The following is a 24724-nucleotide window of genomic DNA, read 5'->3' as shown; positions in this document are numbered from 1 at the left end:
AGCACTGTCATGGTATTGCGTCGACTGGCTCCCACAAAGGTGACCGAGTATGGATGATCACGGACGTAGCCCTTCCAACCAGCCAATCCTTTATGTACTCGATACCAACGTATTGATTCACGATCCAAACGCCCTGCTTAACTTCGAAGAACACCACGTCGCGATCCCGATGACCGTGCTTGAAGAGCTGGACAAGCTCAAGAGCGGGCCTCATAGCGTTGCAGCGGAATGCCGCCAGGCCATTCGGCTGATCGACAAGACCCTGGGCGATGCCAGCCCCGAAGACGTCGAACTCGGCGTTCCGATCCAGCGTGGCAAGGGCGGGCCCAAGGGCTTGCTGTCAATTCTGATGAGCAAGCGTGCCGAGCCGAACATCATTCTGCCCGAGCACCTGAACGACAACATCATCATCAACCAACTGATCGACCTGCGCGCGCGTGATGCAAAACTGCCCGTGGTGCTGGTCACAAAAGATATCAACATGCGCCTCAAGGCCCGGGCTTGTGGGATCGCGGCCGAGGACTACAGTACCGACCAACTGGTCGACGACGTTTCGTTGCTGCCCAACGGTTACCACAACATGACCGGCTCCTTCTGGGACCGGGTGAGTAAAGTCGAAACCCGGCAGGATCATGGTCGCACCTGGCATCAGGTGCAGCTGATCGACAACCTGCCTGCCGTGCACGTTAACGAGTTCATCATCGACGAACAGGGCTTTGTCGGCTGGATCAAGGAAATCCAGGTCGACAAGTTGTTGATCCTCGACCTGCATCAGGAGCCTCTGTTGCACCAGGAAGCCTGGGGCCTGAAACCGCGTGACATCTATCAAAGCCTGGCGCTGTACGCCTTGCTCGATCCGGACATTCATCTGGTGAACCTGTCCGGCGCGGCCGGTTCCGGTAAAACCATCCTGGCCCTGGCGGCGGCCATCGAGCAGACCATGGTCAGCAAACGCTACCGGCGCATCATTGCCACCCGCAGCGTGCAGGGGCTCGACCAGGAAATCGGTTTCCTGCCCGGCACTGAAGCGGAAAAGATGGAGCCTTGGCTGGGCGCCATCACCGACAACCTCGAAGCCTTGCACATGGACGACGAAAACACCCATGGCAGCGTCGACTACATCCTCAGCAAAGTGCCGTTGCAGTTCAAATCCCTCAACTACATTCGAGGCCGTAGCTTCCAGCAGAGTCTGATCTTGATCGATGAATGTCAGAACCTCACGCCGCACCAGATGAAAACCATCATCACCCGTGCTGGCGCCGGTTCCAAAGTGGTGTGCCTGGGCAACCTGGCACAGATCGACACCCCTTACCTGTCCGCGACCAGCTCCGGGCTGACGTACCTGACCGAACGCTTCAAAGACTTCCCCAACGGTGTACACATCACCCTGCAAGGGGTGCCACGTTCGATTCTGGCCGAATACGCCGAATCGCATCTGTAACCTTGAACCACAAAAACGGGGCGACCTCACGGGTCGCCCCGTTTTTTTCGTCCCACATTTCCTCTGTAGGAGCGAGACATGTCGATCGGATAATCGTGCGTGCGGAAAATTGACCCGCAGGTTTACAATCGATGTTCCTGATCAGGAGTAACGCTGTGCTGACTCATCTCGATTCCCAAGGTCGCGCCAATATGGTCGACGTCACCGAAAAAGCCGTGACGTTCCGCGAAGCGACGGCCCAAGCGCTGGTGCGCATGTTGCCCGAAACCCTGCAGTTGATCGTCAGCGGCGGTCATCCCAAGGGGGATGTGTTCGCCGTGGCGCGGATCGCCGGCATCCAGGCTGCGAAGAAAACCAGCGATCTGATTCCTCTGTGCCATCCGTTGATGCTCACCGGCGTCAAGGTCGAACTCAGTGCCGAAGGCGACGACACCGTGCGTATCGTGGCGCGCTGCAAGTTGTCCGGGCAGACCGGCGTCGAGATGGAAGCGCTGACCGCCGCCAGTGTCGCGGCGTTGACCATCTATGACATGTGCAAGGCCGTGGACCGCGGCATGACCATCGAGAGCGTGCGCCTGTTGGAGAAACTCGGTGGCAAGAGCGGTCATTACCAGGCGGATCAGTCATGAAGGTTACCGTGAAGTTTTTTGCCCGTTACCGTGAGGCGCTCGGCGTGGATTCGGTGAAGGTTGAAGGTGATTTCGCCACGGTCGACGATGTGCGTGCGCTGCTGGCCCAACGTGAAGGCGCCGAGGTGTTGAGCGAGCAGAACCTGATGTGCGCCCGCAATGAAGACCTTTGCCAGCTCGATGAACCGGTCGGCGATGGCGATGAAGTGGCTTTCTTTCCAACCGTGACCGGGGGCTGAGCCATGGCGATTCGTGTGCAGCCCACGCCGTTCGATCCGGGCGCTGAAGTCAACGCCATGCACGCGGCCAATGTGGGCGTCGGTGCGGTGGTGAGTTTTGTCGGCTACGTACGCGACTTCAATGACGGCCTCGACGTCGCCGGGATGTTTCTGGAGCACTACCCGGGCATGACCGAAAAAGCCCTGGGCAAGATTGTTGCGGAGGCCGAGCAGCGCTGGCCGCTGTTGAAGCTGGAAGTGCTGCATCGCATCGGCGCGCTGGAGCCGGGCGAGCCGATCGTCTTCGTCGGTGCCGCCAGCGCCCACCGTCAGGCAGCGTTCGATGCCTGCGCCTTTGTCATGGACTACCTGAAAACCCGCGCGCCATTCTGGAAGAAAGAAAACACCCGTGATGGCGCGCGCTGGGTTGAAGGGCGCGACAGCGATCATGCGGCGGCGGATCGCTGGAAGCAGTAATTCCTCTAGTGCTTTCGAATACGTCTTCGCGGTCCGACTTGCCCGCGAAGAGGCCTTCTGCATCACCCAAAAACCCACTGATTCCCCTCCCGACCAGAGGCTGGAAGATCTGTATGCGCCCGATTGACGGTTAATACATAAAAGTCCAGTATGGATTTATAAGTACAAAAAAGGCGTTCCCTGTTTCAGCTTTTTCTTCTGTCTTGCCAAACCAACAACAACCCGCGAGAGAACGAACATGAAGAAATTCCCCCTCATCACCGGTCTGGCCCTGAGCCTGTTGGCGTGCAGTAGCGTGTTCGCTGCCGAGAAAAGCCTGCGTATCGGTATTGAAGCGGCTTATCCGCCGTTCGCATCGAAAACCGACAAAGGTGAAATTGTCGGTTTCGACTACGACATCGGCAACGCCCTGTGCGCGCAGATGAAGGTCAAGTGTGTGTGGGTCGAAGGCGAATTCGACGGTCTGATTCCTTCCCTGAAAGTGAAGAAAATCGACATGGCGCTGTCGTCCATGACCATCAACGAAGACCGCAAGAAGTCGGTGGATTTCACCCACAAGTACTACTTCACCTCATCGCGACTGGTGATGAAGGAAGGGGCGGCGGTCGATGACCAGTACGCCAGCCTTAAGGGCAAGACAGTCGGCGTACAACGCGCAACCACTACCGACCGTTACGCCACCGAGGTTTTCGAACCGAAGGGCATCAACGTCAAGCGTTACGGCAACAACGAAGAAATCTACATGGACCTGGCTGCCGGTCGCCTCGATGCCATTTTTGCCGACACCATTCCATTGAGTGATTTCCTGTCCATGCCGCGTGGCAAGGGTTACGCCTTTGTCGGGCCGGAACTCAAGGATCCGAAATACGTGGGTGAGGGCGCCGGGATTGCCGTGCGCAAGGGCAACACCGAGTTGGTCAGTGAACTGAACGCGGCCATCGACGGCATTCGCGCCAGTGGCGAATACCAGAAGATTTCGGAGAAGTACTTCAAGTCCGACATCTACGGCGATTGATCGGAAAAAGATCGCAGCCTTCGGCAGCTCCTAAAGAGGACCACATTTCTCTGTAGGAGCTGGCGCAGCCTGCGATCTTTTGATTTTCAGCCCTTCAATTCCTTCAAATGCTTGTACACCGTCGCCCGGCCCATGTTCAGCACATTGGCCACGTAGTTGGAGGCGCTTTTGCCTTTGAAGGCGCCTTCGGCGTGCAGCGCCAGCACCAGTTCGCGTTTGTGGTCGCGGGTCAGCACATTAAGGCTCAACTGGCGCTCGCGCAGCCAGGCATGCAGAAAAGTGTTGATCCGTTCCTGCCAGTCATCGCGAAACAGTGAATCCGGTTGCGGAATCAGCTTGGTCGGCGACAGGAACAAATCCAGCGCCGCTTTCGCGTTCTCGAACAACGAGATATTCAGGTTGATGCACAGCACTGCCAGCGGTTGCCCTTCGCTGTCGCGCAGCACGCTGCTGAGGCTGCGAATCTTCTGGCCGTCCCAGTTGAGTTTTTCGTACGGCCCGATGTTTCGTTCACTGACTTCTTCGCTGAGCATGTCCTCCAGGGACGAGTCGTCTCCAATTTCCCGTTTGGACAGGTTGTTGGCGATGTAGTCGACCTTTTGTGTGCGCAGGTCGTGCAGCACCACCTCGGCGTGAGGGAAGAACAACGTGGCGATGGCATCGGCAATCGCGCGGAAGTTGTCCATGGACACATTGTCCAGGGCCGAGTTTTTTTCAGGTGCGTTCATACAGTGGAGCTCCAGGCCAGCGTCAGTGCCCCTTTAAAAAGGGGCACTGGAAGTTTGCCGCAATCGTGTGGGCACGTCACCTGAGGATCAGGATCAACCCAGGCGCGCGGGGGAGAGCATCGCGGCGTCCAGACCGAAACGGGTGAGCTGTTCGGGCAAGGGTTCGCCGCGTACCAGTGCAGCACTGGCCTGGCCCATGGCCGGTGACGTCTGGATGCCGTAGCCGCCTTGTCCCGCCACCCAGAACAGGCCCGGTACGTGTTGATCGAAGCCGGACAGCAAATCCCCATCGTGCACGAAGCTGCGCAAGCCGGCCCAGGTGCGGGTCGGGCGGCGGATGGTCAGGGTGGTGGCCTCTTCGATCTGGTAGATGCCCATCGCGATGTCCAGTTCTTCGGGCTGGACGTCGTGCGGCTCCACCGGGTCGGCATTGGCCGGTGAGCCGAGGAACATGCCGGCATCGGGTTTCATGTAGAAGGATTCATCGAGGCTGACCAACATGGGCCAGTCATGGCTATCCAGGCCCTCGGGGCCGGCGAAGATAAAGGCTGCCCGACGCTTGGGTTGCAGGCCCAGAGGCCGGGCGCCAGCCAGCTCGCCAACCTTGTCGGCCCAGGCGCCGGCGGCATTGATAATGATCGGAGCGCTGAAGGTTTGGGTGGCGGTTTGAACCTGCCACAGCCCTTCGGCATCCCGGGTCAGGCTCAGCACTTCACTGTCGGTATGCACCTCGCCTTTATTGCGCCGGATACCGCGCAGATAGCCTTGATGCAGGGCATCGGTATCGATGTCGCTGGCGGTCGGGTCGTAGATCGCGCCATGGACTTTTTCCCGACGCAGGATCGGCAGGCGCGCGCAGGCTTCGTCGGCGCTGAGCAGTTGCATCTGCGGCACGGTGGCTTTGGCGCTCAGGTATTGATTGTTCAGCTCCGCTGGATCGCCCGTGAAGTCGACGGTCATCTCACCGCGCGGGGTCAGCAACGGGTGTTCGCAGAAACCGGGCGGCGGTGCATCGAAGAAGTCGCGGCTGGCCTGGGTCAATGCCCGAACCTGGGGCGTGCCGTAGGCGGCGGTGTAGAGCGCCGCCGAGCGTCCGGTGGAGTGATAGGCTGGATGGGATTCGCGCTCGAGCACAATCACGCGTCCGTGCTGCGACAGCCAGAAACCGGTGGAAGCACCGGCAATCCCGCCGCCGATAATGATGAAATCTGCCTGGCTCATGAACGTCTCCTGATGGGGCGTAAATGCCGAAATTGTTAGGGATCCCTGTGGGTAGGTGTTAGCCCAGCAGGCGGTAAATGGCATTGGCCAGTGCGATGTCTTCCAGGCCCAGGCCGATGGAGCGGAAAAACACAGGTCGGTCGTAGTCCGGGCGCTGCATTTTTTCGCTGAGCAAGTCGGGCAGGTCGCCGACTATCGAGCGCTTGTCCCAGCCATGCTGTTCACCGGCAATCAGCATTTCGCCGGCCGAGCCCGGGGTGGTCTGGCGATAGTCGCAGAATACCTGCATGTCATTGAGGCTCTGCGGCGGCACTTCATGGGCACGCGGAGCATTGGTGCTGATGGACGTGATCAGCGCCGGTTTGCCCAACATGGACGGGTCGATCACCGGGCCGGCGGACGAAGTACAAAGCATGATCACGTCGGCGTCTTGAATCGCGGTTTCGCAACTGTCGGCGAGGGTCAGCCGTGGATCGAGGCTTTTGAGTTGTGCCAGCGCTTCGGTGTTCTTGCCGCGCAGGCTCGGCGAATACAGGCTGATGCTTTGCCAGTCTCGCAGGTTCTTCACGTAGTGCAGGTGCGCCTGGGCCACCTTGCCGCTGCCGATGATCGCCAAGCGTTGGGCCTTGAGCGGCGCGAGGGCATCGACCGCCACCGCCGTCGTCGCTGCGGTGCGTGCCGTGGTCAGTTCACCGGCATCGCAGAGCAGCAGCGGCTGGCCGGTCTGCATCGACATCAACAGCGTCCAGGCGGTCACCAATGGGCCTTGCTCACGCACGATGTAGGGCGACGTCTTGACGCCATACACGCCGTCTTCGGTCAGCACGCCCAGGTAGTTGATGAAGTCCCCGGCACCTTTGGGGAATTCCACCAACTGCTGGGCCGGTTGCACGGCTTGCCCGGCGGCCAGGTCGCGGAACAGCTTGCGCAGGATCTGCGGCACGTCGACTTGCGCCAGCAGTTCGCGGGCCTGGGGTTGGGTGATCACGTAAGGCGTGCTGGGCATGGTCGGCTCCGGGTGCTGAAAGTAAACTAATTTGTCCATTATGGACTTTTAGTTGTCTCTGGCAAGCTCCTGTTGAAAAAACCGGACGAAAAAAAAGCGCAGTCCGTTTCCGGCTGCGCCTTTTATTCTGCGGCCCGCGTTACGAGCGTTTGCGCTCAACCGCCCGCAGCAGATGCGTCGGTGGCGTTTCACAACTGATCTTGCGACCCAACAGCGCCTCGATGGACGGTAGCTGGTAGGAGTCGTCTTCACCGGCAAAGCTGATGGACACACCGTCGGCGCCGGCACGGCCAGTACGACCGATGCGGTGCACGTAGTCGTCCGGGACTTCCGGCAGGGTGAAGTTGATCACGTGGCTGATGCCGTCGATGTGAATGCCGCGACCGGCGACATCGGTGGCGACCAGCACGCGGATCTTGCCTTCGCGGAAACCTTCCAGGGTCTTGATGCGCTTGTGTTGCGGCACATCGCCAGACAGTTGCGCCGCGTTGACGCCATCGCGCACCAGGCGTTCTTCGATGCGCCGCACTTCGTCCTTGCGGTTGGCGAAGACCATCACCCGTTCCCAGCCGTTATCGTTGACCAGGTTATAAAGCAGTTTGTATTTGTCGGCGCCGGCCACCGCGTAGATGTGTTGCTCGACGTTTTCGCTGGCCACGTTCTGCGCTTCGATCTCGACGATCGACGGGTCGGTGGTCCATTGCTTGGCCAGGTTCATCACGTCGTCGGTAAAGGTCGCGGAGAACAGCAGCGTCTGACGCTCGTTCTTCGGTGGAGTCTGGCGAATGATCTGACGCACTTGCGGGATGAAACCCATGTCGAGCATCCGGTCGGCTTCGTCCAGCACCATGACTTCGACCATGTCCAGGTGCACGTCGCCGCGCTGGTTGAAGTCGAGCAAGCGGCCCGGAGTGGCCACGAGGATGTCGCAGTGACGAGCTTCGAGGTGCTTGAGCTGCTTGTCGAAGTCCATGCCGCCGACAAACGTCATGACGTTGAGGCCGGTGTACTTGGTCAGGTCGGCCGCGTCCTTGGCGATTTGCACCACCAGTTCCCTGGTCGGGGCGATGATCAGTGCTCGCGGTTCACCCATGTAGCGTTCTTTGGGCGGCGGGGTTTGCAGCAGCTGCGTGATGATCGAAATCAGGAACGCGGCGGTTTTGCCGGTACCGGTCTGGGCGCGACCGATGGCGTCTTTGCCCGCGAGGGTGAAGCCAAGCACCTGCGCCTGGATCGGCGTGCAATAAGGAAAGCCCAGGTCCTGAATGGCGTGCATCAGCTCGGGGGCAAGTTTGAAATCGTGGAAGCGGGTTTTGCCTTCCTGGGGTTCGACGACGAAGTCTTCGAGTTTCCAGGGGATGACCGGGGCCTTTGGCTTCGGTTCGCGGCGTGGTTTTGCCGGTTTCGGGGCTTCGCTGCGCGGCTGTTCAGAGGCAATGGCCGGAGCAGAGGGGGCGGTCGGTGTGGTCACCGGCTCGTGTTTCGGTGCCGCTACGGTTGCGGTCCGGCCAGGCTGATTACCGTCGGTACGGTGGCTGGGGGTATGAGAAGGAGCGCTGGAGCCTGGCGCGAGCTGCTCAGCCTCGCTTTTACCGAACATTTTCTTGAGTGCTTTGAGCACGGTCATCTCATCAATTGGTTAAGGAATGTACGCCGGCCAGTGTAATGCAAGAATCGGGCGCGGCGTAGTGCGATGGATCAAAGGGTAGCTTTTAGCGCAAACGCTCGGCGAGCCAGACGCCGATGTCGCGAATTTCTTCGGGTAACACTTCGTGGCCCATTGGGTATTCCTGCCATGTCACGGTGACACCATGCTGCTTTAAATACTCGTAGGCGGTCCGGCCCATGGAGTTTTGCACGACGTCATCATACTGACCATGCAACGCCAACACGGGAATGCGCTGCTGGCTGGCGGAAAGCTCCAGTTCATCGCTGAATGTCGGGGCATAAGTCGAGAGCGCAAGTACACCGCCCAACGGTCCCTGCCATTTCAGGAAGGCTGTGTGCAAAACCACGGCGCCGCCCTGGGAAAAACCGGCGAGAAAGATCCGCGAGGCGTCTATTCCGCAGGCCTTCTGCGCTTCAATCAAATCCACGACCCGTTGCGCGGACTCCTCCAACTGCTCGCGGCTGATGGCGCGTGCCGGGCTCATGGCCAATATGTCGTACCAGCTTGGCATCTCGTAGCCACCATTAATGGTGACGGCGCGGGTCGGGGCCTGGGGTAAAACGAAACGGGTAGTGAGCAGGTTTTCCTGTAGCGCTTCAGCTACCGGCAAAAAATCGTAGCGGTCGGCACCCAGCCCATGCAGCCAGATTACGCAGGCGTCTGCGGGCTTGACGGGTTGAAGAATCAGGGGCTCGGTCATGTCTGCTCCATTGTTGTGCATGCGCGCTCATTAAGTGCAAGGTTGGAGTGCGCGATGGGTTGGTCAGTTAAGAAGATGTCGCAAGGTTGAAAGTTTTGCTATTGACCTGTCGCTGAAACGCTTTAGCGAGCGGTCTGGTACGGGCTTTGCTATGGGGAAGTCTGTGCAACCAATCTCGTGCCTGGCGGTAACACTATCAGTGTATGGCTAGTCGTGGGATAGCAAAGAATCCGGTGATGGATGTTCGCCAGTGGCCGCTACGGGCTTCGCGAACGTGAAAGGGCTACAGCCCGTTCGGCCGATTGGTGAGAAGTGAGTTATCCATGATGTGGATTTTCTCCTACTAGACTCATAGCGACGGTCCTTACGTCGGTTGACCCTAAAAAAAGCCAACAAGGGTCAGCAACGCCTCAAAAGGGTGCGACAGGGCTCAAGCTCCGACACAACAAGAGCAAAACTGGAGGTTTGAATGAAGATGTTGAAATCCACCCTGGCCGTCGTGACTGCAGCAGCAGTGCTCGGTGTCAGTGGGTTCGCTCAGGCGGGTGCAACCCTGGATGCAGTGCAGAAGAAAGGTTTTGTACAGTGCGGTGTGAGTGACGGTTTGCCGGGTTTCTCGGTTCCGGACTCTACCGGCAAGATCGTTGGCATCGATGCTGACTTCTGCCGCGCTGTAGCTGCTGCAGTGTTTGGTGATGCGACCAAGGTCAAATTCAGCCAGTTGAATGCCAAGGAGCGTTTCACTGCTCTGCAATCCGGCGAAATCGACATGCTGTCGCGCAACTCCACCATGACCAGCTCCCGTGACGCGGGCATGGGCCTGAAGTTTCCTGGCTTCATCACCTATTACGACGGCGTAGGCTTCCTGGCCAACAGCAAGCTGGGCGTGAAAAGTGCCAAGGAACTGGATGGCGCGACCATCTGTATTCAAGCCGGTACCACCACCGAGCTGAACGTGTCCGACTACTTCCGCGCCAACGGCCTGAAGTACACCCCGATCACCTTCGACACTTCCGATGAAAGCGCCAAGTCGCTGGAATCCGGTCGTTGCGACGTGCTGACCTCCGACAAGTCCCAGTTGTATGCACAGCGCAGCAAACTGGCTTCGCCGAAAGATTACATCGTTCTGCCTGAAACCATCTCCAAAGAGCCTTTGGGGCCGGTCGTGCGTAACGGCGACGATGAGTGGCTGGCAATCGTTCGTTGGGTTGGCTACGCGATGCTCAACGCCGAAGAGGCCGGTATCTCTTCGAAAAACGTCGAGGCAGAAGCCAAGTCGACCAAGAACCCGGACGTTGCTCGTCTGCTGGGCGCCGACGGTGAGTACGGCAAGGATCTGAAGCTGCCGAAAGACTGGGTGGTGAAAATCGTCAAGCAAGTCGGTAACTACGGCGAAGTCTTCGAGAGAAACCTCGGCAAGGGCACTCCGCTGGAAATCGACCGTGGCTTGAACGCCCTGTGGACCAACGGCGGCATTCAATACGCACCACCAGTGCGCTGATGGTTCTATCACCCGGTGGGCCAACCACCGGGTGATGTTCTGTTCCATTATTTCCGGGGCACTTCATGCAAAATTCAATCGGCGCACCAAAGCAGAGGTTCAGCCTCAGCGATCCGCGAGTGCGTGCGTGGCTGTTTCAGATCATTACGGTTATCGCCGTGGTCGGGATGGGTTGGTACCTGTTCGACAACACTCAAACCAACCTGCAACACCGGGGCATTACCTCCGGTTTTAGTTTTCTTGAGCGCAGCGCCGGTTTCGGCATCGCTCAGCACCTGATCGACTACACCGAATCGGACAGTTATGCCCGGGTGTTTGTCATCGGCCTGCTCAACACCTTGCTGGTGACGTTCATCGGCGTGATCCTGGCGACGATCCTCGGTTTCATCGTCGGTGTGGCACGACTGTCGAAGAACTGGATCATTGCCAAGATGGCGACGGTTTATGTCGAGGTCTTCCGTAACATTCCGCCGCTGCTGCAAATCCTGTTCTGGTACTTCGCGGTGTTTCTCACCATGCCAGGGCCGCGCAATAGCCATAACTTCGGCGACACCTTCTTCGTCAGCAGCCGCGGCCTGAACATGCCGGCAGCGCTGATAGCGAACGGTTTCTGGCCGTTTGTGGCGAGCATAGTGGTGGCCATTGTCGCGATCGTGCTGATGTGCCGCTGGGCCAACAAGCGTTTCGAAGAGACCGGCGTACCGTTCCACAAATTCTGGGTAGGCCTGGCGATGTTCCTGGTGATCCCTGCGTTGTGCGCATTGATCTTCGGCGCGCCGCTGCATTGGGAAATGCCACAGCTGCAAGGTTTCAACTTTGTAGGCGGCTGGGTGCTGATCCCTGAACTGCTGGCACTGACCCTGGCCCTGACGGTGTACACCGCGGCGTTCATCGCCGAAATCGTGCGTTCGGGGATCAAGTCGGTCAGCCACGGCCAGACCGAAGCGGCTCACTCGCTGGGGCTGCGCAACGGTCCGACCCTGCGCAAGGTGATCATCCCGCAAGCCCTGCGTGTGATCATTCCGCCGCTGACCAGCCAATACCTGAACCTGGCGAAAAACTCCTCGCTGGCGGCCGGTATCGGTTATCCGGAGATGGTGTCGTTGTTTGCCGGTACGGTGCTGAACCAGACCGGACAGGCGATCGAAGTCATTGCCATCACCATGAGCGTGTACCTGGCGATCAGTATCAGCATTTCCCTGCTGATGAACTGGTACAACAAGCGCATTGCGCTGATCGAGCGGTAAGGAAGAGCGCATGACGACTCATACTTTCAAACCCGACATGCCTCCACCGAGCAGTAGCATCGGTGTCGTGGCGTGGATGCGGGCGCACATGTTTTCCAGCTGGATCAACACCCTGCTGACGCTGTTCGCGTTCTATCTGATTTACCTGATAGTTCCGCCTCTCGTGAGCTGGGCGATTCTCGACGCCAATTGGGTCGGCACCACCCGTGCCGATTGCACCAAGGCCGGCGCCTGCTGGGTGTTCATTGAGCAACGCTTCGGCCAGTTCATGTATGGCTACTATCCGGTGGACTTGCGCTGGCGCGTGGACCTGACCGTGTGGTTGGCGGTGATTGGCGTGGCGCCGTTGTTCATCGCACGTGTTCCACACAAGGCAATCTACGGCCTGAGCTTTCTGGTGCTCTATCCGATCATTGCCTACCTCCTGCTGCACGGTGGTGTATTCGGTCTGAGCCAGGTGGCGACCAGCCAGTGGGGCGGCCTGATGCTGACCCTGGTGATCGCTACCGTTGGTATCGTCGGCGCACTGCCGCTGGGTATCGTGCTGGCCCTGGGCCGTCGTTCGAACATGCCGGCGATTCGGGTGGTCTGCGTGACCTTCATCGAGTTCTGGCGCGGTGTGCCGTTGATCACGGTGCTGTTCATGTCGTCGGTGATGTTGCCGTTGTTCCTGCCCGAAGGCATGAACTTCGACAAATTGCTGCGGGCGCTGATCGGCGTGATCCTGTTCCAGTCGGCCTACATCGCCGAGGTGGTGCGTGGCGGTCTGCAAGCGATCCCTAAAGGTCAGTACGAAGCGGCTGCGGCAATGGGCCTCGGTTACTGGCGCAGCATGGGCCTGGTGATTTTGCCGCAAGCCCTGAAGCTGGTAATCCCTGGCATCGTCAACACCTTCATTGCGCTGTTCAAGGACACGAGCCTGGTGATCATCATCGGCCTGTTCGACTTGCTCAACAGCGTCAAGCAAGCCGCCGCCGACCCGAAATGGCTGGGCATGGCCACAGAAGGCTATGTGTTCGCGGCCCTGGTGTTCTGGATTTTCTGTTTTGGTATGTCCCGCTATTCCATGCATTTGGAACGCAAGCTGGACACTGGCCACAAGCGTTAGGAGCGTAGTTTATGAGTGAAGCGATCAAACAGCCTGTGAGTCCTCAAGGCATTATTCAGATGCAGGGCGTAAACAAGTGGTACGGCCAGTTCCACGTGTTGAAAGACATCAACCTGAACGTCAAGCAGGGCGAGCGTATCGTGCTGTGCGGCCCGTCGGGTTCCGGCAAATCCACCACCATCCGTTGCCTCAATCGCCTGGAAGAACACCAGCAGGGCCGTATCGTGGTCGATGGCGTGGAACTGACCAACGACCTCAAGCAGATCGAAGCGATCCGCCGTGAAGTCGGCATGGTGTTCCAGCACTTCAACCTGTTCCCGCACCTGACCATTCTGCAGAACTGCACCCTGGCGCCGATGTGGGTACGCAAGATGCCCAAGCGCAAGGCCGAAGAAATCGCCATGCATTACCTGGAACGCGTACGCATTCCAGAGCAGGCGCATAAATACCCGGGGCAACTGTCCGGTGGTCAGCAACAGCGTGTGGCGATTGCCCGTGCCCTGTGCATGAAACCGAAAATCATGCTGTTCGACGAACCGACGTCGGCACTCGACCCGGAGATGGTGAAAGAGGTGCTGGACACCATGATCGGCCTGGCCGAAGACGGCATGACCATGCTCTGCGTGACCCACGAAATGGGCTTCGCCCGTACCGTGGCCAACCGCGTGATCTTCATGGACAAGGGTGAAATCGTCGAACAGGCCGCGCCGAACGACTTCTTCGACAACCCGCAGAACGAGCGGACGAAGTTGTTCCTGAGCCAGATCCTGCATTGATAGACGCTTGGCAGTGAAATAAACCCGGACTCTGTTCCGGGTTTTTTTTGCTCCAATGAAACGCTCCACCTGCTGACCGCGAACCCTGTAGGAGCCCGTTGCCTTGTCGGACGAAGCTGACTAACATGTCAGAAAATTCATCCTATGATTGGATGAAAGGGCGAATCCTATGTCAGATATTTCTCCATTAATTAAACGATCCTTGGTCGATCAGGCCCTGGACCAGTTGCGCCTGCGCATTAATCAAGGTGTCTGGACGGTCGGCCAGCGTTTGCCCACCGAGCCGGAATTGGCGGCCGAGCTGGGCATCAGCCGCAACACCGTGCGCGAAGCCATGCGCGTGTTGGCGTTTTCCGGGTTGATCGAGATCCGCCAGGGCGACGGCAGCTACCTGCGGGCGGTGGTCGATCCATTGGATACGATGAAGGCGCTGTCCCGCTGCTCTCAGGAGCAGGCTCGGGAAACCCGGCACATTCTGGAAGTCGAAGCCATCGGTCTGGCTGCATTACGCCGCACCGATGAAGACCTTGTGGCGTTGCGCGAGGCGCTGGGCGTCAGCGGTAGTCACTACCACGGCGATCTCGACACCTACATCGCCTGTGACCTGGTGTTTCACCGTCGTCTGGTGGACGCGGCGCACAACCCGACCCTCAGCGAGCTGTATCGCTACTTCTCCAGCGTCGTGGGCGCGCAGTTGCGTCAGACCCTGAACGTCACCCCCCGACGCCAAGCGGTGTTCGACCTGCATATCGAACTGCTCGATGCCGTCGAACAACGCGACCCCGAACGGGCCAAAGCCCTGATGAGGCAATTGATCAATGAACCTTGAAACCGAGAACCCGATGTCCAGTCAGCAGGCGAGCCACAGCCGCATCACTGAGCTCAAGCGGACGGCGGAGCTCGAAGAGCTGTTGATCGACGCCGAGGCCGATGATGCAGAGGTTCAGCAAAGTCACCCGCTCCTGCGGCGCCCGTGGCTGTTGTTGCTGGGGCTGATTCTGGTGGCGCTGAACTTGCGTCCGGCGCTGTCGAGCATGGCGCCGATGCTCAGCGAGGTCTCGAAAACACTGGGGCTATCGGCTGCCCAGGCCGGTTTGCTGACCACCTTGCCGGTGCTTTGCCTCGGTCTGTTCGCGCCGTTGGCGCCGGTGCTTGCGCGACGTTTTGGTGCCGAGCGGGTGGTGTTGGGGATTCTCCTGATGCTGGCCGGCGGGATCATTTTGCGCAGTTCGTTCGGCGAGGTCGGCCTCTTCGCCGGCAGCGTGCTGGCCGGCGCCAGCATTGGGGTGATCGGCGTGCTGCTGCCCGGTATCGTCAAGCGCGACTTCCCGAAACAGGCCGGCACCATGACCGGCGTCTACACCATGGCCCTGTGCCTGGGCGCGGCCATGGCGGCTGGCGCGACCGTGCCGTTGAGTGAACATTTCGACAAGAGTTGGGCGCTGGGCCTTGGCTTCTGGGTGGTTCCGGCCTTGGTCGCGGCGATGTTCTGGCTGCCGCAAGTCGGTCAGAAACACGGCGCACATAACGTTGCCTATCGGGTCCGAGGCCTGTTGCGCGATCCGCTGGCCTGGCAAGTGACCTTGTACATGGGCCTGCAATCGTCTTTGGCCTACATCGTATTCGGTTGGCTGCCGTCGATTCTGATCGGTCGCGGTCTGACGCCAACCCAGGCCGGTCTGGTGTTGTCGGGGTCGGTGATTGTCCAGTTGATCAGCTCGTTGGCGGCACCGTGGCTGGCGACCCGTGGCAAGGATCAGCGACTGGCGATCGTAATCGTCATGGCAATGACCCTCGGCGGCTTGTTCGGTTGCCTGTATGCGCCGATCGACGGTCTGTGGGGTTGGGCAATCCTGCTGGGACTGGGGCAGGGTGCTACGTTCAGCCTGGCATTGACCCTGATCGTGCTGCGCTCGAGGGATGCCCATGTCGCCGCCAACCTGTCGAGCATGGCCCAGGGTTTCGGCTACACGCTGGCGTCCATGGGGCCGTTCGCAGTCGGTGTGGTGCATGACTGGACCGGCGGCTGGAGCGCCCTGGGCTGGATCTTCGGTGTCATTGGTCTCGGCGCGATCATCGCCGGCCTCGGCGCAGGGCGTTCGCTGTATGTGCAGGTCGAAAGCGAAAAGATCTGATTCGCACACACTGTCGGTATTCGGGGGGCGAATGCTGATGGTGTTTCGTCCGTTTGCAGATTATCGTGCTGGCAATCTGCCTATTTTCCGGAGCCTGCCCATGAGTGACGCCCACGACGCCTTGATCACCCGGTTCTACCAAGCCTTTCAGCGGCTGGATGCCGAGGCCATGAGCGCCTGCTACACCGACGACGTGGTGTTCAGTGATCCGGCGTTCGGCGAGCTGCGCGGGCGCGATGCCGGCGATATGTGGCGCATGCTCACCACCCGCGCCAAGGACTTCTCCCTGACCTTCGATAACGTGCGCAGCGATGAGCGCACTGGCGGCGCCCATTGGGTGGCGACGTACCTGTTCAGCCAGACCGGCAATATCGTGGTCAATGACATTCAGGCGCGTTTCGTGTTTCGCGACGGCAAGATCTGCGAGCACCACGACAACTTTGATCTGTGGCGCTGGTCGCGTCAGGCACTGGGTTTCAAAGGGCTGTTGTTGGGCTGGACCCCGCTGGTGGGGAACGCCGTGCGTGCTCAGGCCTTGAAGGGGTTGAAGGCATTCCAGGCCAGTCGCTGATAAGATCGCGGCTTGTTTTCTTTCAAGCCTTGATCGTCACGTGAGCACCTCGAGCGAATCTTCCGTCATTGCCGCCGAACCGTCGCTGCCCGTCAGCAAACCCTGGTTCGTCTACCTCGTTCGCGCGGCCAATGGTTCGCTCTACTGCGGGATCAGCGACGATCCCGTGCGTCGCTTCGCCACCCATCAGAGTGGCAAGGGCGCGCGTTTCTTCCTGTCGAGCCCGGCCGTGGCGCTGGTTTATACCGAGCGCTGCCGCGATAAAGGCGAAGCGCTGCGCCAGGAGCGTTTGATCAAGAAACTCAAGAAAAGCGCCAAGGAATGTCTGGTGGCGAGTGCGGCCGCGGGCTTATCAAACTGACTGATAAGTACCCATCAGGCAGATGGGTAGGCTGCCTGCCGATTGCGCGCTAAGCTGCGGGCTCCTTATCCGAGCGGCGGAGCCGAGCATGTCCGAGTTGATTCTGCATCATTACCCGACGTCCCCTTTCGCCGAAAAGGCCCGCTTGCTGCTGGGCTTCAAGGGGTTGTCCTGGCGCTCTGTGATGATCTCGCCGGTGATGCCAAAACCCGACCTGACGGCCCTGACCGGCGGCTACCGCAAGACGCCGGTGTTGCAGATCGGTGCTGATGTCTATTGCGACACCGCGTTGATCGCTCGTCGTCTGGAGCAGGAAAAGGCTTCACCGGCGTTTTTCCCGGAAGGCCAGGAAATGGTCACGGCGACCTTTGCGGCGTGGGCCGATTCGGTGGTGTTCCAGCATGCAGTCAGTCTGGTGTTCCAGCCAGAATCGGTGGCGGTGCGCTTCGGCAAATTGTCGCCGGAAGCGATCAAGGCATTTCTGGCCGATCGCGCCGGCTTGTTCAGCGGTGGCAGTGCCACTCGGTTGTCAGCCGAGCAGGCAAAGCATCAGTGGCCAACGATCATGGCGCGTCTGGAGCAGCAGCTTGAACGTGAGCAGGGTGACTTCCTGTTCGGCGAACCGTCGATTGCCGACTTTGCCCTGGCTCACTCGCTGTGGTTCCTCAAGGCGACGCACGTGACGTCACCGTTGGTGGATAGTTATCCGGCTGTTTCGGCGTGGTTTGGCCGCGTGATGGGTTTTGGTCATGGCGCGTTCAGCGAGATGACGGCCGAGCAAGCGCTAGAGATTGCCCGCAATGCCACACCGGCCGCATTGCCGGATGAGCTGTTCGATGAGCCGAACGGGTTTGAGGTTGGCCAGCAGGTGGTGATTGCAGCGACCGATTACGGGGTTGATCCGGTGGCGGGTGAGTTGATGTTTGCCGGCAGCGAAGAGTTGATTTTGCGCCGTGAAGACGAGCGGGCCGGTGTGGTGCATGTGCACTTTCCGCGGTTCGGGTTTCGTATCGAAGCGCAGTAACCTGGCATCACGGAAGATGGGATTGGTTACGACCTGTGGCGAGGGAGCAAGCCCCCTCACCACAGGATTGTTTGAAGCTGATGGTTATTTCAATGCAGCAAGCACCTGGTCCGGGTCATACCCGCGAATCAACGTTCCATTTACATCGATGATCGGAATCCCGCGTCCACCGAGTGCCTCATAGACTTTGCGCGCCACGGCATCCTTCTCGATATCGAATTCCTTGTACGGAATGCCTTTCTGATCGAGAAAGCGTCGGGTCAGCTTACAGTAGCCACACCAGTCAGTGGCGTAGAGCACGACGTTGGCCTTGGCCTGGGTCTGCTCGGACACCACCTGCGAGGGGTGTAGTACCCGCTCGATCTTGCCCCAGTTCTGGTAGACCACTACCACCAGCAGGATCAGCAGGAATTTTTTCAACACGCCGCCGAGCATCAGTTGCGTCGCTTGAGCTGGTCGGTCAGTTGGGTCGGCAGGCCCTTGATGATCAGCGTGCCGGCTTCTTCGTCGTATTCGATCTTCGAGCCCAGCAGGTGCGCTTCGAAGCTGATCGACAGGCCTTCGGCGCGACCGGTGAAGCGGCGGAACTGGTTCAGGGTACGCTTGTCCGCCGGGATCTCCGGGGACAGGCCGTAGTCCTTGTTGCGGATGTGATCGTAGAAGGCTTTCGGGCGATCTTCGTCGATCAGTTCGGACAACTCTTCCAGGCCCATGGGCTCGCCCATTTTGGCCTGGCTGCTGGCGTAATCCACCAGGGTCTTGGTCTTCTCACGCGCGGACTCTTCCGGCAGGTCTTCGCTTTCGACGAAGTCACTGAACGCCTTGAGCAGAGTGCGGGTTTCACCGGGGCCGTCGACGCCTTCCTGGCAGCCGATGAAGTCGCGGAAGTACTCCGAAACCTTTTTGCCGTTCTTGCCTTTGATGAACGAGATGTACTGCTTGGACTGCTTGTTGTTCTGCCACTCGGAGACGTTTATCCGCGCCGCCAGGTGCAACTGGCCAAGGTCCAGATGTCGCGAAGGGGTCACGTCCAGCTGATCGGTCACCGCCACGCCTTCGCTGTGGTGCAGCAGGGCGATGGCCAGGTAATCGGTCATGCCTTGCTGGTAATGCGCGAACAGCACATGGCCACCGACCGAGAGGTTGGATTCTTCCATCAGCTTTTGCAGATGCTCGACCGCCACCCGGCTGAAGGCCGTGAAGTCACGACCACCGTCGAGGTATTCCTTCAGCCAGCCGCTGAATGGAAATGCACCGGACTCCGGATGGAACAGCCCCCAGGCTTTGCCCTGTTTGGCGTTATAGCTTTCGTTCAAGTCGGCGAGCATGTTCTCGATGGCCGCGGACTCAGCCAGTTCAGAGTCGCGGGCGTGAAGAACTGCGGGTGTGCCGTCGGGTTTTTTGTCGATCAGGTGGACGATGCAATGACGGATCGGCATGGGCTTCTCGGCTGATTGGAGAGAGGAGGGCGTGCTCCCCCGAAAAAGCGCCCAGTGTACCGCAACCACTGGTTTTGGCGTGGTCCGAAGGGCAATTCGAAGCTCTCCGGCGACCCTAATGTGATTTTTTCCCGATTTAGAGCAATAAAGCTGACCAAATGGGTAGCTAGAGGCGGATATTTCCCCGTCTCTGTGCTAGTTTTGCCCGGTCTTACGCGAAGTCACTGCGTTAAGCGTGCATTCAGCATTTGTCAGGTCGAACCAAACCCTGATTTCGGTATCTATAACCCCGACTCGTCGTGGTTATGGCCGAGGGTGCCAGATCCAGAAGATCGGGCTCGATGGCTGACACTGCACTCTGCAATCCATATGAATTTGATAGGGAAGGAACACTACAATGGCTCTTACTAAAGACCAACTGATCGCCGACATCGCTGAAGCTATCGACGCGCCAAAAACCACCGCGCGTAACGCTCTGGACCAACTGGGCCAAATCGTTGCCGATCAGCTGGAAAACGGCGGCGAAATCACTCTGCCAGGTATCGGCAAGCTGAAAGTGACTGAGCGTCCTGCCCGTACCGGCCGCAACCCTTCGACTGGCGCTGCCATCGAAATCGCTGCCAAGAAAGTGATCAAGCTGGTTGTGGCCAAAGGCCTGACCGACGCTGTTAACAAGTAAGACTTGTTAAAAAAAACCGTGCTCCGGAGCAATCCGGGCACGGTTTTTTTGTGTCTGCGATTCAGCGATTGATCAGGCTCAATCGCTGTCTCGGTTGTTACTTAGCTTTTGCGGGCCCAGCGCTCGCGCCAGACCTGCTGCTCGGATTTGGTCTGGAAGGTCCAGGCGACGAAGCGGCTTTGCTTCTGCCCTTGGGACATTTCCACGACCTGGCTTTCCAATACGCCGGCCTTTTTCAGCGCCGTCTGGATCGCCGGCAGGTTCGAGGCTTTCGAGACCAGGGTGCTGAACCAAAGCACTTTGTGTTGAAAGTGCGCGCTCTCGGCGATCAGTTGCGTCACAAACCGTGCCTCCCCACCTTCACACCACAGTTCGGCCGATTGCCCGCCAAAGTTCAGCACCGGCAGTTTGCGTTTTGGGTCGGCGCGGCCCAGCGCGCGCCATTTACGCACGCTACCCTTGGTCGCCTCGTCCATCGAGGCGTGGAACGGCGGGTTGCACATCGTCAGGTCAAAGCGTTCGCCGGGTTCGAGCAAGCCCAACAGAATGTGCTTGGGATTAGTTTGCTGGCGTAGCTGGATGGCTTTGTTCAGCCCGTTGGACTGCACGATAGCTTTGGCTGAGGCTACGGCTATCGGGTCGATTTCCGAGCCGAGGAAGTGCCAACGGTAGTCGCTGTAGCCGATCAGCGGATAGACACAGTTGGCGCCCATGCCGATATCGAGCACCTTGACCGGCGCGCCGCGAGGGATCTCGCCATCGTTGACGCTGGCCAGCAGGTCAGCCAGGAAGTGCACGTAGTCGGCACGGCCCGGAACCGGCGGGCACAGATAGTCGGCCGGGATGTCCCAATGGGCGATACCGTAGAACGCCTTGAGCAGCGCCCGGTTGAACACTCGCACCGCGTCCGGGCTGGCGAAGTCGATGCTCTCCTTGCCGTACGGATTGATGATCACGAACTTCGCCAGTTCCGGCGTGCTCTTGATCAGCGCCGGGAAGTCGTAACGACCCTGATGGCGATTGCGCGGGTGCAGGCTGGCCTTCTCGCGTGGCTCCACGGCTTTGGCCGGGGTCGCGGGTTTAGGCTTTTTGCGCGCAGGTTTGGGTGTGCTGGGGGCGGTCATGGGCGAGGTCGATTCGGGTATGGCTAAAAGTGGCGGGTATTGTCCCACATCCAGCTGCTGGTCACCCAATTGTGAAGATCGCCGCATGTCCCTGTGGCAGCGGGTGTTTGGGAGAATGTAGCGGGCATAAAAAAGGGAGGCCGCTGGGGCCTCCCTGTTTCATTGCGATGTGCCGTTACAAACTGGCAATCCGCGCATGTTGCTCGGCCAGCTTGCCCAAAGCCTGTTCAGCTTCAGCCAGTTTGGCGCGTTCCTTCTCGATGACTTCGGCCGGGGCCTTGTCGACGAAACCGGCGTTGGACAGCTTGCCGCCGACGCGCTGAACTTCGCCCTGCAGACGCAGGATTTCCTTGTCCAGGCGCGCCAGTTCGGCGTCCTTGTCGATCAGGCCGGCCATCGGTACCAGCACTTCCATCTCGCCAACCAGTGCGGTGGCGGACAGTGGTGCTTCTTCGCCAGCCTTCAGCACAGTGATCGATTCCAGACGCGCCAGCTTCTTCAGCAAGGCTTCGTTCTCGGTGAGTCGACGCTGATCTTCGGCGCTGACGTTTTTCAGGAACAGGTTCAGCGGCTTGCCTGGGCCGATGTTCATTTCACCGCGGATGTTACGGGTGCCGAGCATCAGGCCCTTGAGCCATTCGATGTCGTCTTCGGCGGCCGGATCGATGCGTTCCTCGTTAGCCACTGGCCACGGTTGCAGCATGATCGTCTTGCCTTTGATACCGGCCAGCGGTGCGACGCGTTGCCAGATTTCTTCGGTGATGAACGGCATGAACGGATGAGCCAGGCGCAGAGCGACTTCCAGCACCCGAACCAGGGTACGACGGGTGCCGCGCTGACGCTCGACCGGCGCGTTTTCGTCCCACAGCACAGGCTTGGACAGTTCCAGGTACCAGTCGCAATACTGGTTCCAGATGAACTCGTACAAGGCTTGTGCCGCCAGGTCGAAACGGAACTGATCGAGTTGACGGGTCACTTCAACTTCGGTGCGTTGCAACTGCGAGATGATCCAGCGATCCGCCAGCGAGAGCTCGTAGGCTTCGCCGTTCTGGCCGCAGTCTTCGCCCTTGTCCAGTACGTAGCGCGCGGCGTTCCAGATCTTGTTGCAGAAGTTGCGATAGCCTTCGACGCGGCCCATGTCGAACTTGATGTCGCGACCGGTGGACGCCAGCGAGCAGAAGGTGAAGCGCAGGGCGTCGGTGCCATAGCTGGCGATGCCTTCGGCGAACTCGTCGCGGGTCTGCTTTTCGATCTTCTTCGCCAGTTTCGGCTGCATCATGCCGGAGGTGCGTTTCTGCACCAGATCTTCCAGCTCGATACCGTCGATGATATCCAGCGGGTCCAGGACGTTGCCCTTGGACTTGGACATCTTCTGGCCCTGGCCATCACGCACCAGACCGTGCACATAAACAGTCTTGAATGGAACCTGCGGCGTGCCGTCTTCGTTTTTCACCAGGTGCATGGTGAGCATGATCATCCGGGCAACCCAGAAGAAAATGATATCGAAACCGGTCACCAGCACGTCGGTGGAGTGGAACTTCTTCAGGAATTCGGTCTGCTCCGGCCAGCCGAGGGTGGAGAAGGTCCACAGGCCCGAACTGAACCAGGTATCCAGAACGTCGTTGTCTTGTTGCAGCGCAACATCCGGCCCGAGATTGTGCTTGGCACGTACTTCGGCTTCGTCGCGACCGACGTAAACCTTGCCCGACTCGTCGTACCAGGCTGGAATCCGGTGGCCCCACCACAGCTGACGGCTGATGCACCAGTCCTGGATATCGCGCATCCACGAGAAGTACATGTTTTCGTACTGCTTTGGCACGAACTGAATGCGGCCGTCTTCAACCGCAGCGATGGCCGGCTCGGCCAATGGCTTGGTGGACACGTACCACTGGTCGGTCAGCCACGGCTCGATGATGGTGCCGGAGCGGTCGCCTTTAGGCACTTTCAGGGCGTGGTCGTCGACGCTGACCAGCAGGCCGGCGGCTTCGAACGCTGCCACGATCTGCTTGCGCGCTTCGAAGCGGTCGAGGCCGGCGTATTCGGCCGGGATCTTGCCGTCGATGCTCTCGTTCAGTGTGCCGTCGAGATTGAACACCTGGGCCGCAGGCAGCACATGGGCGTTTTTGTCGAAGATATTCAGCAGCGGCAGGTTGTGACGCTTGCCGACTTCGTAGTCGTTGAAATCGTGGGCCGGGGTGATTTTCACGCAGCCGGTGCCGAATTCAGGGTCGCAGTAATCGTCGGCGATGATCGGGATGCGGCGGCCAACCAGCGGCAGCTCGACAAATTTGCCGATCAGGGCTTTGTAGCGTTCATCGCTCGGGTTAACGGCCACGGCGGCGTCGCCGAGCATGGTTTCCGGACGCGTGGTCGCGACGATCAGGTAGTCGTTGCCTTCAGCGGTTTTGGCGCCATCGGCCAGCGGGTACTTCAGGTTCCACAGGAAACCTTTCTCGTCGTGGTTTTCCACTTCAAGGTCGGAAATCGCCGTGTGCAGCTTGGTGTCCCAGTTGACCAGACGCTTGCCGCGATAGATCAGACCGTCTTCGTGCAGGCGTACGAAGGCTTCTTTCACCGCTTCCGAGAGACCGTCGTCCATGGTGAAGCGCTCACGGCTCCAGTCCACGGACGAGCCGAGGCGGCGGATCTGACGGCTGATGTTGCCACCGGACTGATCCTTCCATTCCCAGACTTTTTCGAGGAATTTCTCACGGCCCAGATCGTGGCGATTCTGGCCCTGAGCTTCGAGTTGACGCTCCACCAGCATTTGCGTGGCGATACCGGCGTGGTCGGTGCCTGGCTGCCACAGGGTGTTGCGACCCTGCATACGGCGGAAACGGATCAGGGCGTCCATGATCGCGTTGTTGAAGCCGTGACCCATGTGCAGGCTGCCGGTGACGTTCGGCGGCGGGATCATGATGGTGTAGGACTCGCCCTCGCCTTGCGGGGCGAAGTAGTTCTCGGACTCCCAGGTGTTGTACCAGGAAGTTTCAATGGCGTGCGGCTGGTAGGTCTTATCCATGCGCGGCGGGACCCTATTGGCATTTATTCAGGAAAAGCCGGGAAGTATAGCGGGGCACGGGGCGTAGGGCGAGCAGGGGCGGACAGGGCGCAGATCAAATTGTGAAAGGGACCCCGTGGCGAGGGAGCTTGCTCCCGTTGGGGCGCGAAGCGGGCCTCGGCACCATCAAGTCAGGTGTATCAGGTACACCCGAGTGTTCGGGTATTGCGGCTGCTTCGCAGCCGAGCGGGAGCCCGCTCGGCTCAGGGTTACTCGTACTGGCTGAGCAACCGTTCCATCCGCGCATCCAGCCGGCGTTTGATTTCGGTTTCGATGTGCGGGGCGAAGTCGTCGATCACGTCTTGCATGATCAATTGCGCGGCGGCGCGCAGCTCGCTATCCAGGTGCAACAGGGCATCGGGGCCCTTGTTGGTGGCAGGAGCCGGCTGGGCGGCCGGGGCGGGTGGTGGCGGTTCGACCTGCGGCGCATGGCCGACGGTGTCGAACAGCATGGGAATCTGTTCCTGGTCGCCTTCAATGACGGCGTCGGTCAGCAACGGCGGTTGCAGGTTGTCATCGCCGAGCAGTTGGCGGATCGACTCGAGGTCATCCAGCAGCTGCGCGGACTTTTGTGGCTGTTTTGGAGTGTCCATC

Annotated in this window: 25 protein-coding genes; 15 read left to right on the top strand and 10 right to left on the bottom strand. The window is 59.5% G+C overall.

The features are described from left to right. Positions 1 to 49 precede the first annotated feature (49 nt). The 5 genes from PSH69_RS24715 to PSH69_RS24695 all read left to right on the top strand — a co-directional run bounded on the left by PSH69_RS24715 (position 50) and on the right by PSH69_RS24695 (position 3780). Positions 50 to 1441 carry a PhoH family protein gene (locus PSH69_RS24715; protein ID WP_018927120.1) on the top strand — a complete coding sequence of 464 codons (1392 nt, stop codon included), beginning with the start codon at positions 50 to 52 and terminating at the stop codon, positions 1439 to 1441. A 155-nt stretch (positions 1442 to 1596) separates the two neighbouring features. Then, the gene (gene moaC, locus PSH69_RS24710; RefSeq protein WP_305410093.1) at positions 1597 to 2070 is read left to right on the top strand and encodes a cyclic pyranopterin monophosphate synthase MoaC; all 474 of its coding nucleotides are present in this window, start codon (positions 1597 to 1599) and stop codon (positions 2068 to 2070) included. Continuing rightward, entirely contained in the window at positions 2067 to 2309 is a 243-nt protein-coding gene (moaD, locus tag PSH69_RS24705) for a molybdopterin converting factor subunit 1 (protein WP_086944731.1), read from the top strand. Before moaC ends, moaD begins: the two co-directional genes overlap by 4 nt. 3 nt (positions 2310 to 2312) lie before the next feature. After that, positions 2313 to 2765: a molybdopterin synthase catalytic subunit MoaE gene (moaE, locus tag PSH69_RS24700; RefSeq protein ID WP_305410092.1), complete on the top strand. Its 453-nt coding sequence runs from the start codon at positions 2313 to 2315 to the stop codon at positions 2763 to 2765. Positions 2766 to 3003: 238 nt separating this feature from the next. Continuing rightward, on the top strand, positions 3004 to 3780 hold the full coding sequence (locus PSH69_RS24695) for an ABC transporter substrate-binding protein (protein ID WP_019581099.1): 777 nt from the start codon (positions 3004 to 3006) through the stop codon (positions 3778 to 3780). An 86-nt stretch (positions 3781 to 3866) separates the two neighbouring features. On the opposite strand, the gene PSH69_RS24690 is transcribed toward PSH69_RS24695, so the two are convergent. The 5 genes from PSH69_RS24690 to PSH69_RS24670 all read right to left on the bottom strand — a co-directional run bounded on the left by PSH69_RS24690 (position 3867) and on the right by PSH69_RS24670 (position 9104). Then, complete coding sequence (locus PSH69_RS24690) at positions 3867 to 4508, bottom strand: transcriptional regulator (RefSeq protein WP_018927115.1); 642 nt, start codon at positions 4506 to 4508, stop codon at positions 3867 to 3869. A gap of 93 nt (positions 4509 to 4601) precedes the next feature. Continuing rightward, complete coding sequence (locus tag PSH69_RS24685; protein WP_305410091.1) at positions 4602 to 5729, bottom strand: FAD-binding oxidoreductase; 1128 nt, start codon at positions 5727 to 5729, stop codon at positions 4602 to 4604. 58 nt (positions 5730 to 5787) lie between these two features. Continuing rightward, positions 5788 to 6735 (bottom strand): ornithine cyclodeaminase family protein, encoded by a 948-nt coding sequence (locus tag PSH69_RS24680; protein ID WP_305410090.1) that lies wholly within the window; start codon positions 6733 to 6735, stop codon positions 5788 to 5790. A 139-nt stretch (positions 6736 to 6874) separates the two neighbouring features. Further along, positions 6875 to 8362 (bottom strand): ATP-dependent RNA helicase RhlB, encoded by a 1488-nt coding sequence (rhlB, locus tag PSH69_RS24675; protein ID WP_305410089.1) that lies wholly within the window; start codon positions 8360 to 8362, stop codon positions 6875 to 6877. Positions 8363 to 8447: 85 nt separating this feature from the next. Next, positions 8448 to 9104, bottom strand: coding sequence for an alpha/beta hydrolase (locus PSH69_RS24670; RefSeq protein WP_305410088.1), 657 nt, complete (start codon positions 9102 to 9104; stop codon positions 8448 to 8450). 469 nt (positions 9105 to 9573) lie between these two features. Between PSH69_RS24670 and PSH69_RS24665 the strand changes: the two genes are divergently transcribed. The 9 genes from PSH69_RS24665 (at position 9574) to PSH69_RS24625 (ending at position 17827) form a co-directional block, all read left to right on the top strand. Continuing rightward, positions 9574 to 10605: an amino acid ABC transporter substrate-binding protein gene (locus PSH69_RS24665; protein WP_018927110.1), complete on the top strand. Its 1032-nt coding sequence runs from the start codon at positions 9574 to 9576 to the stop codon at positions 10603 to 10605. 65 nt (positions 10606 to 10670) lie between these two features. Next, entirely contained in the window at positions 10671 to 11852 is a 1182-nt protein-coding gene (locus PSH69_RS24660) for an amino acid ABC transporter permease (protein WP_305410087.1), read from the top strand. A gap of 10 nt (positions 11853 to 11862) precedes the next feature. After that, positions 11863 to 12960, top strand: a complete 1098-nt coding sequence (locus tag PSH69_RS24655) for an amino acid ABC transporter permease (protein WP_018927108.1) — start codon at positions 11863 to 11865, stop codon at positions 12958 to 12960. An 11-nt stretch (positions 12961 to 12971) separates the two neighbouring features. After that, a complete protein-coding gene (locus PSH69_RS24650) occupies positions 12972 to 13736 on the top strand; it encodes an amino acid ABC transporter ATP-binding protein (RefSeq protein WP_007936266.1) in 765 nt (254 codons plus the stop codon). A 169-nt stretch (positions 13737 to 13905) separates the two neighbouring features. Beyond that, entirely contained in the window at positions 13906 to 14565 is a 660-nt protein-coding gene (locus tag PSH69_RS24645; protein ID WP_086944735.1) for a FadR/GntR family transcriptional regulator, read from the top strand. Then, positions 14555 to 15871 carry a CynX/NimT family MFS transporter gene (locus tag PSH69_RS24640; RefSeq protein WP_305410086.1) on the top strand — a complete coding sequence of 439 codons (1317 nt, stop codon included), beginning with the start codon at positions 14555 to 14557 and terminating at the stop codon, positions 15869 to 15871. Before PSH69_RS24645 ends, PSH69_RS24640 begins: the two co-directional genes overlap by 11 nt. A gap of 100 nt (positions 15872 to 15971) precedes the next feature. Continuing rightward, the gene (locus PSH69_RS24635; RefSeq protein ID WP_305410085.1) at positions 15972 to 16442 is read left to right on the top strand and encodes a nuclear transport factor 2 family protein; all 471 of its coding nucleotides are present in this window, start codon (positions 15972 to 15974) and stop codon (positions 16440 to 16442) included. Between the two features lie 40 nt (positions 16443 to 16482). Further along, positions 16483 to 16803 (top strand): GIY-YIG nuclease family protein, encoded by a 321-nt coding sequence (locus PSH69_RS24630; protein WP_305410084.1) that lies wholly within the window; start codon positions 16483 to 16485, stop codon positions 16801 to 16803. 88 nt (positions 16804 to 16891) lie between these two features. Then, positions 16892 to 17827 (top strand): glutathione S-transferase family protein, encoded by a 936-nt coding sequence (locus PSH69_RS24625; RefSeq protein WP_305410083.1) that lies wholly within the window; start codon positions 16892 to 16894, stop codon positions 17825 to 17827. Positions 17828 to 17911: 84 nt separating this feature from the next. Here PSH69_RS24625 and PSH69_RS24620 read toward each other — a convergent pair whose 3' ends face one another. Further along, positions 17912 to 18262, bottom strand: coding sequence for a glutaredoxin domain-containing protein (locus tag PSH69_RS24620; RefSeq protein ID WP_305410082.1), 351 nt, complete (start codon positions 18260 to 18262; stop codon positions 17912 to 17914). Then, positions 18262 to 19266 (bottom strand): nucleoid-associated protein YejK, encoded by a 1005-nt coding sequence (yejK, locus tag PSH69_RS24615; protein ID WP_018927100.1) that lies wholly within the window; start codon positions 19264 to 19266, stop codon positions 18262 to 18264. The genes PSH69_RS24620 and yejK overlap by 1 nt, the downstream gene beginning before the upstream one ends. Before the next feature lie 397 nt (positions 19267 to 19663). On the opposite strand from yejK, the gene PSH69_RS24610 reads away from it, so the two are divergent. After that, entirely contained in the window at positions 19664 to 19945 is a 282-nt protein-coding gene (locus tag PSH69_RS24610; protein WP_007905514.1) for an HU family DNA-binding protein, read from the top strand. Between the two features lie 101 nt (positions 19946 to 20046). On the opposite strand, the gene rlmF is transcribed toward PSH69_RS24610, so the two are convergent. The 3 genes from rlmF to PSH69_RS24595 form a co-directional block, all read right to left on the bottom strand. Next, positions 20047 to 21069, bottom strand: a complete 1023-nt coding sequence (gene rlmF, locus PSH69_RS24605) for a 23S rRNA (adenine(1618)-N(6))-methyltransferase RlmF (protein ID WP_018927099.1) — start codon at positions 21067 to 21069, stop codon at positions 20047 to 20049. A 175-nt stretch (positions 21070 to 21244) separates the two neighbouring features. After that, positions 21245 to 24091, bottom strand: coding sequence for a valine--tRNA ligase (locus PSH69_RS24600; protein WP_305410081.1), 2847 nt, complete (start codon positions 24089 to 24091; stop codon positions 21245 to 21247). Positions 24092 to 24339: 248 nt separating this feature from the next. After that, positions 24340 to 24723, bottom strand: a complete 384-nt coding sequence (locus tag PSH69_RS24595; RefSeq protein ID WP_305410080.1) for a DNA polymerase III subunit chi — start codon at positions 24721 to 24723, stop codon at positions 24340 to 24342. Position 24724: the final 1 nt, after the last annotated feature.

Source organism: Pseudomonas sp. FP1740, from assembly GCF_030687165.1.
Classification (GTDB): Bacteria; Pseudomonadota; Gammaproteobacteria; order Pseudomonadales; family Pseudomonadaceae; genus Aquipseudomonas.
This window is presented reverse-complemented; position numbering and strand designations above follow the sequence as displayed.

Coding starts and splice junctions, on each gene's coding strand:
- PSH69_RS24715 (WP_018927120.1), top strand. CDS start 50: ATGGATGATCACGGACGTAGCCCTTCCAACCAGCCAATCCTTTATGTA.
- moaD (WP_086944731.1), top strand. CDS start 2,067: ATGAAGGTTACCGTGAAGTTTTTTGCCCGTTACCGTGAGGCGCTCGGC.
- moaE (WP_305410092.1), top strand. CDS start 2,313: ATGGCGATTCGTGTGCAGCCCACGCCGTTCGATCCGGGCGCTGAAGTC.
- PSH69_RS24695 (WP_019581099.1), top strand. CDS start 3,004: ATGAAGAAATTCCCCCTCATCACCGGTCTGGCCCTGAGCCTGTTGGCG.
- PSH69_RS24690 (WP_018927115.1), bottom strand. CDS start 4,508: ATGAACGCACCTGAAAAAAACTCGGCCCTGGACAATGTGTCCATGGAC.
- PSH69_RS24685 (WP_305410091.1), bottom strand. CDS start 5,729: ATGAGCCAGGCAGATTTCATCATTATCGGCGGCGGGATTGCCGGTGCT.
- PSH69_RS24680 (WP_305410090.1), bottom strand. CDS start 6,735: ATGCCCAGCACGCCTTACGTGATCACCCAACCCCAGGCCCGCGAACTG.
- rhlB (WP_305410089.1), bottom strand. CDS start 8,362: ATGACCGTGCTCAAAGCACTCAAGAAAATGTTCGGTAAAAGCGAGGCT.
- PSH69_RS24670 (WP_305410088.1), bottom strand. CDS start 9,104: ATGACCGAGCCCCTGATTCTTCAACCCGTCAAGCCCGCAGACGCCTGC.
- PSH69_RS24665 (WP_018927110.1), top strand. CDS start 9,574: ATGAAGATGTTGAAATCCACCCTGGCCGTCGTGACTGCAGCAGCAGTG.
- PSH69_RS24660 (WP_305410087.1), top strand. CDS start 10,671: ATGCAAAATTCAATCGGCGCACCAAAGCAGAGGTTCAGCCTCAGCGAT.
- PSH69_RS24655 (WP_018927108.1), top strand. CDS start 11,863: ATGACGACTCATACTTTCAAACCCGACATGCCTCCACCGAGCAGTAGC.
- PSH69_RS24650 (WP_007936266.1), top strand. CDS start 12,972: ATGAGTGAAGCGATCAAACAGCCTGTGAGTCCTCAAGGCATTATTCAG.
- PSH69_RS24645 (WP_086944735.1), top strand. CDS start 13,906: ATGTCAGATATTTCTCCATTAATTAAACGATCCTTGGTCGATCAGGCC.
- PSH69_RS24640 (WP_305410086.1), top strand. CDS start 14,555: ATGAACCTTGAAACCGAGAACCCGATGTCCAGTCAGCAGGCGAGCCAC.
- PSH69_RS24635 (WP_305410085.1), top strand. CDS start 15,972: ATGAGTGACGCCCACGACGCCTTGATCACCCGGTTCTACCAAGCCTTT.
- PSH69_RS24625 (WP_305410083.1), top strand. CDS start 16,892: ATGTCCGAGTTGATTCTGCATCATTACCCGACGTCCCCTTTCGCCGAA.
- PSH69_RS24620 (WP_305410082.1), bottom strand. CDS start 18,262: ATGCTCGGCGGCGTGTTGAAAAAATTCCTGCTGATCCTGCTGGTGGTA.
- yejK (WP_018927100.1), bottom strand. CDS start 19,266: ATGCCGATCCGTCATTGCATCGTCCACCTGATCGACAAAAAACCCGAC.
- PSH69_RS24610 (WP_007905514.1), top strand. CDS start 19,664: ATGGCTCTTACTAAAGACCAACTGATCGCCGACATCGCTGAAGCTATC.
- rlmF (WP_018927099.1), bottom strand. CDS start 21,069: ATGACCGCCCCCAGCACACCCAAACCTGCGCGCAAAAAGCCTAAACCC.
- PSH69_RS24600 (WP_305410081.1), bottom strand. CDS start 24,091: ATGGATAAGACCTACCAGCCGCACGCCATTGAAACTTCCTGGTACAAC.
- PSH69_RS24595 (WP_305410080.1), bottom strand. CDS start 24,723: ATGGACACTCCAAAACAGCCACAAAAGTCCGCGCAGCTGCTGGATGAC.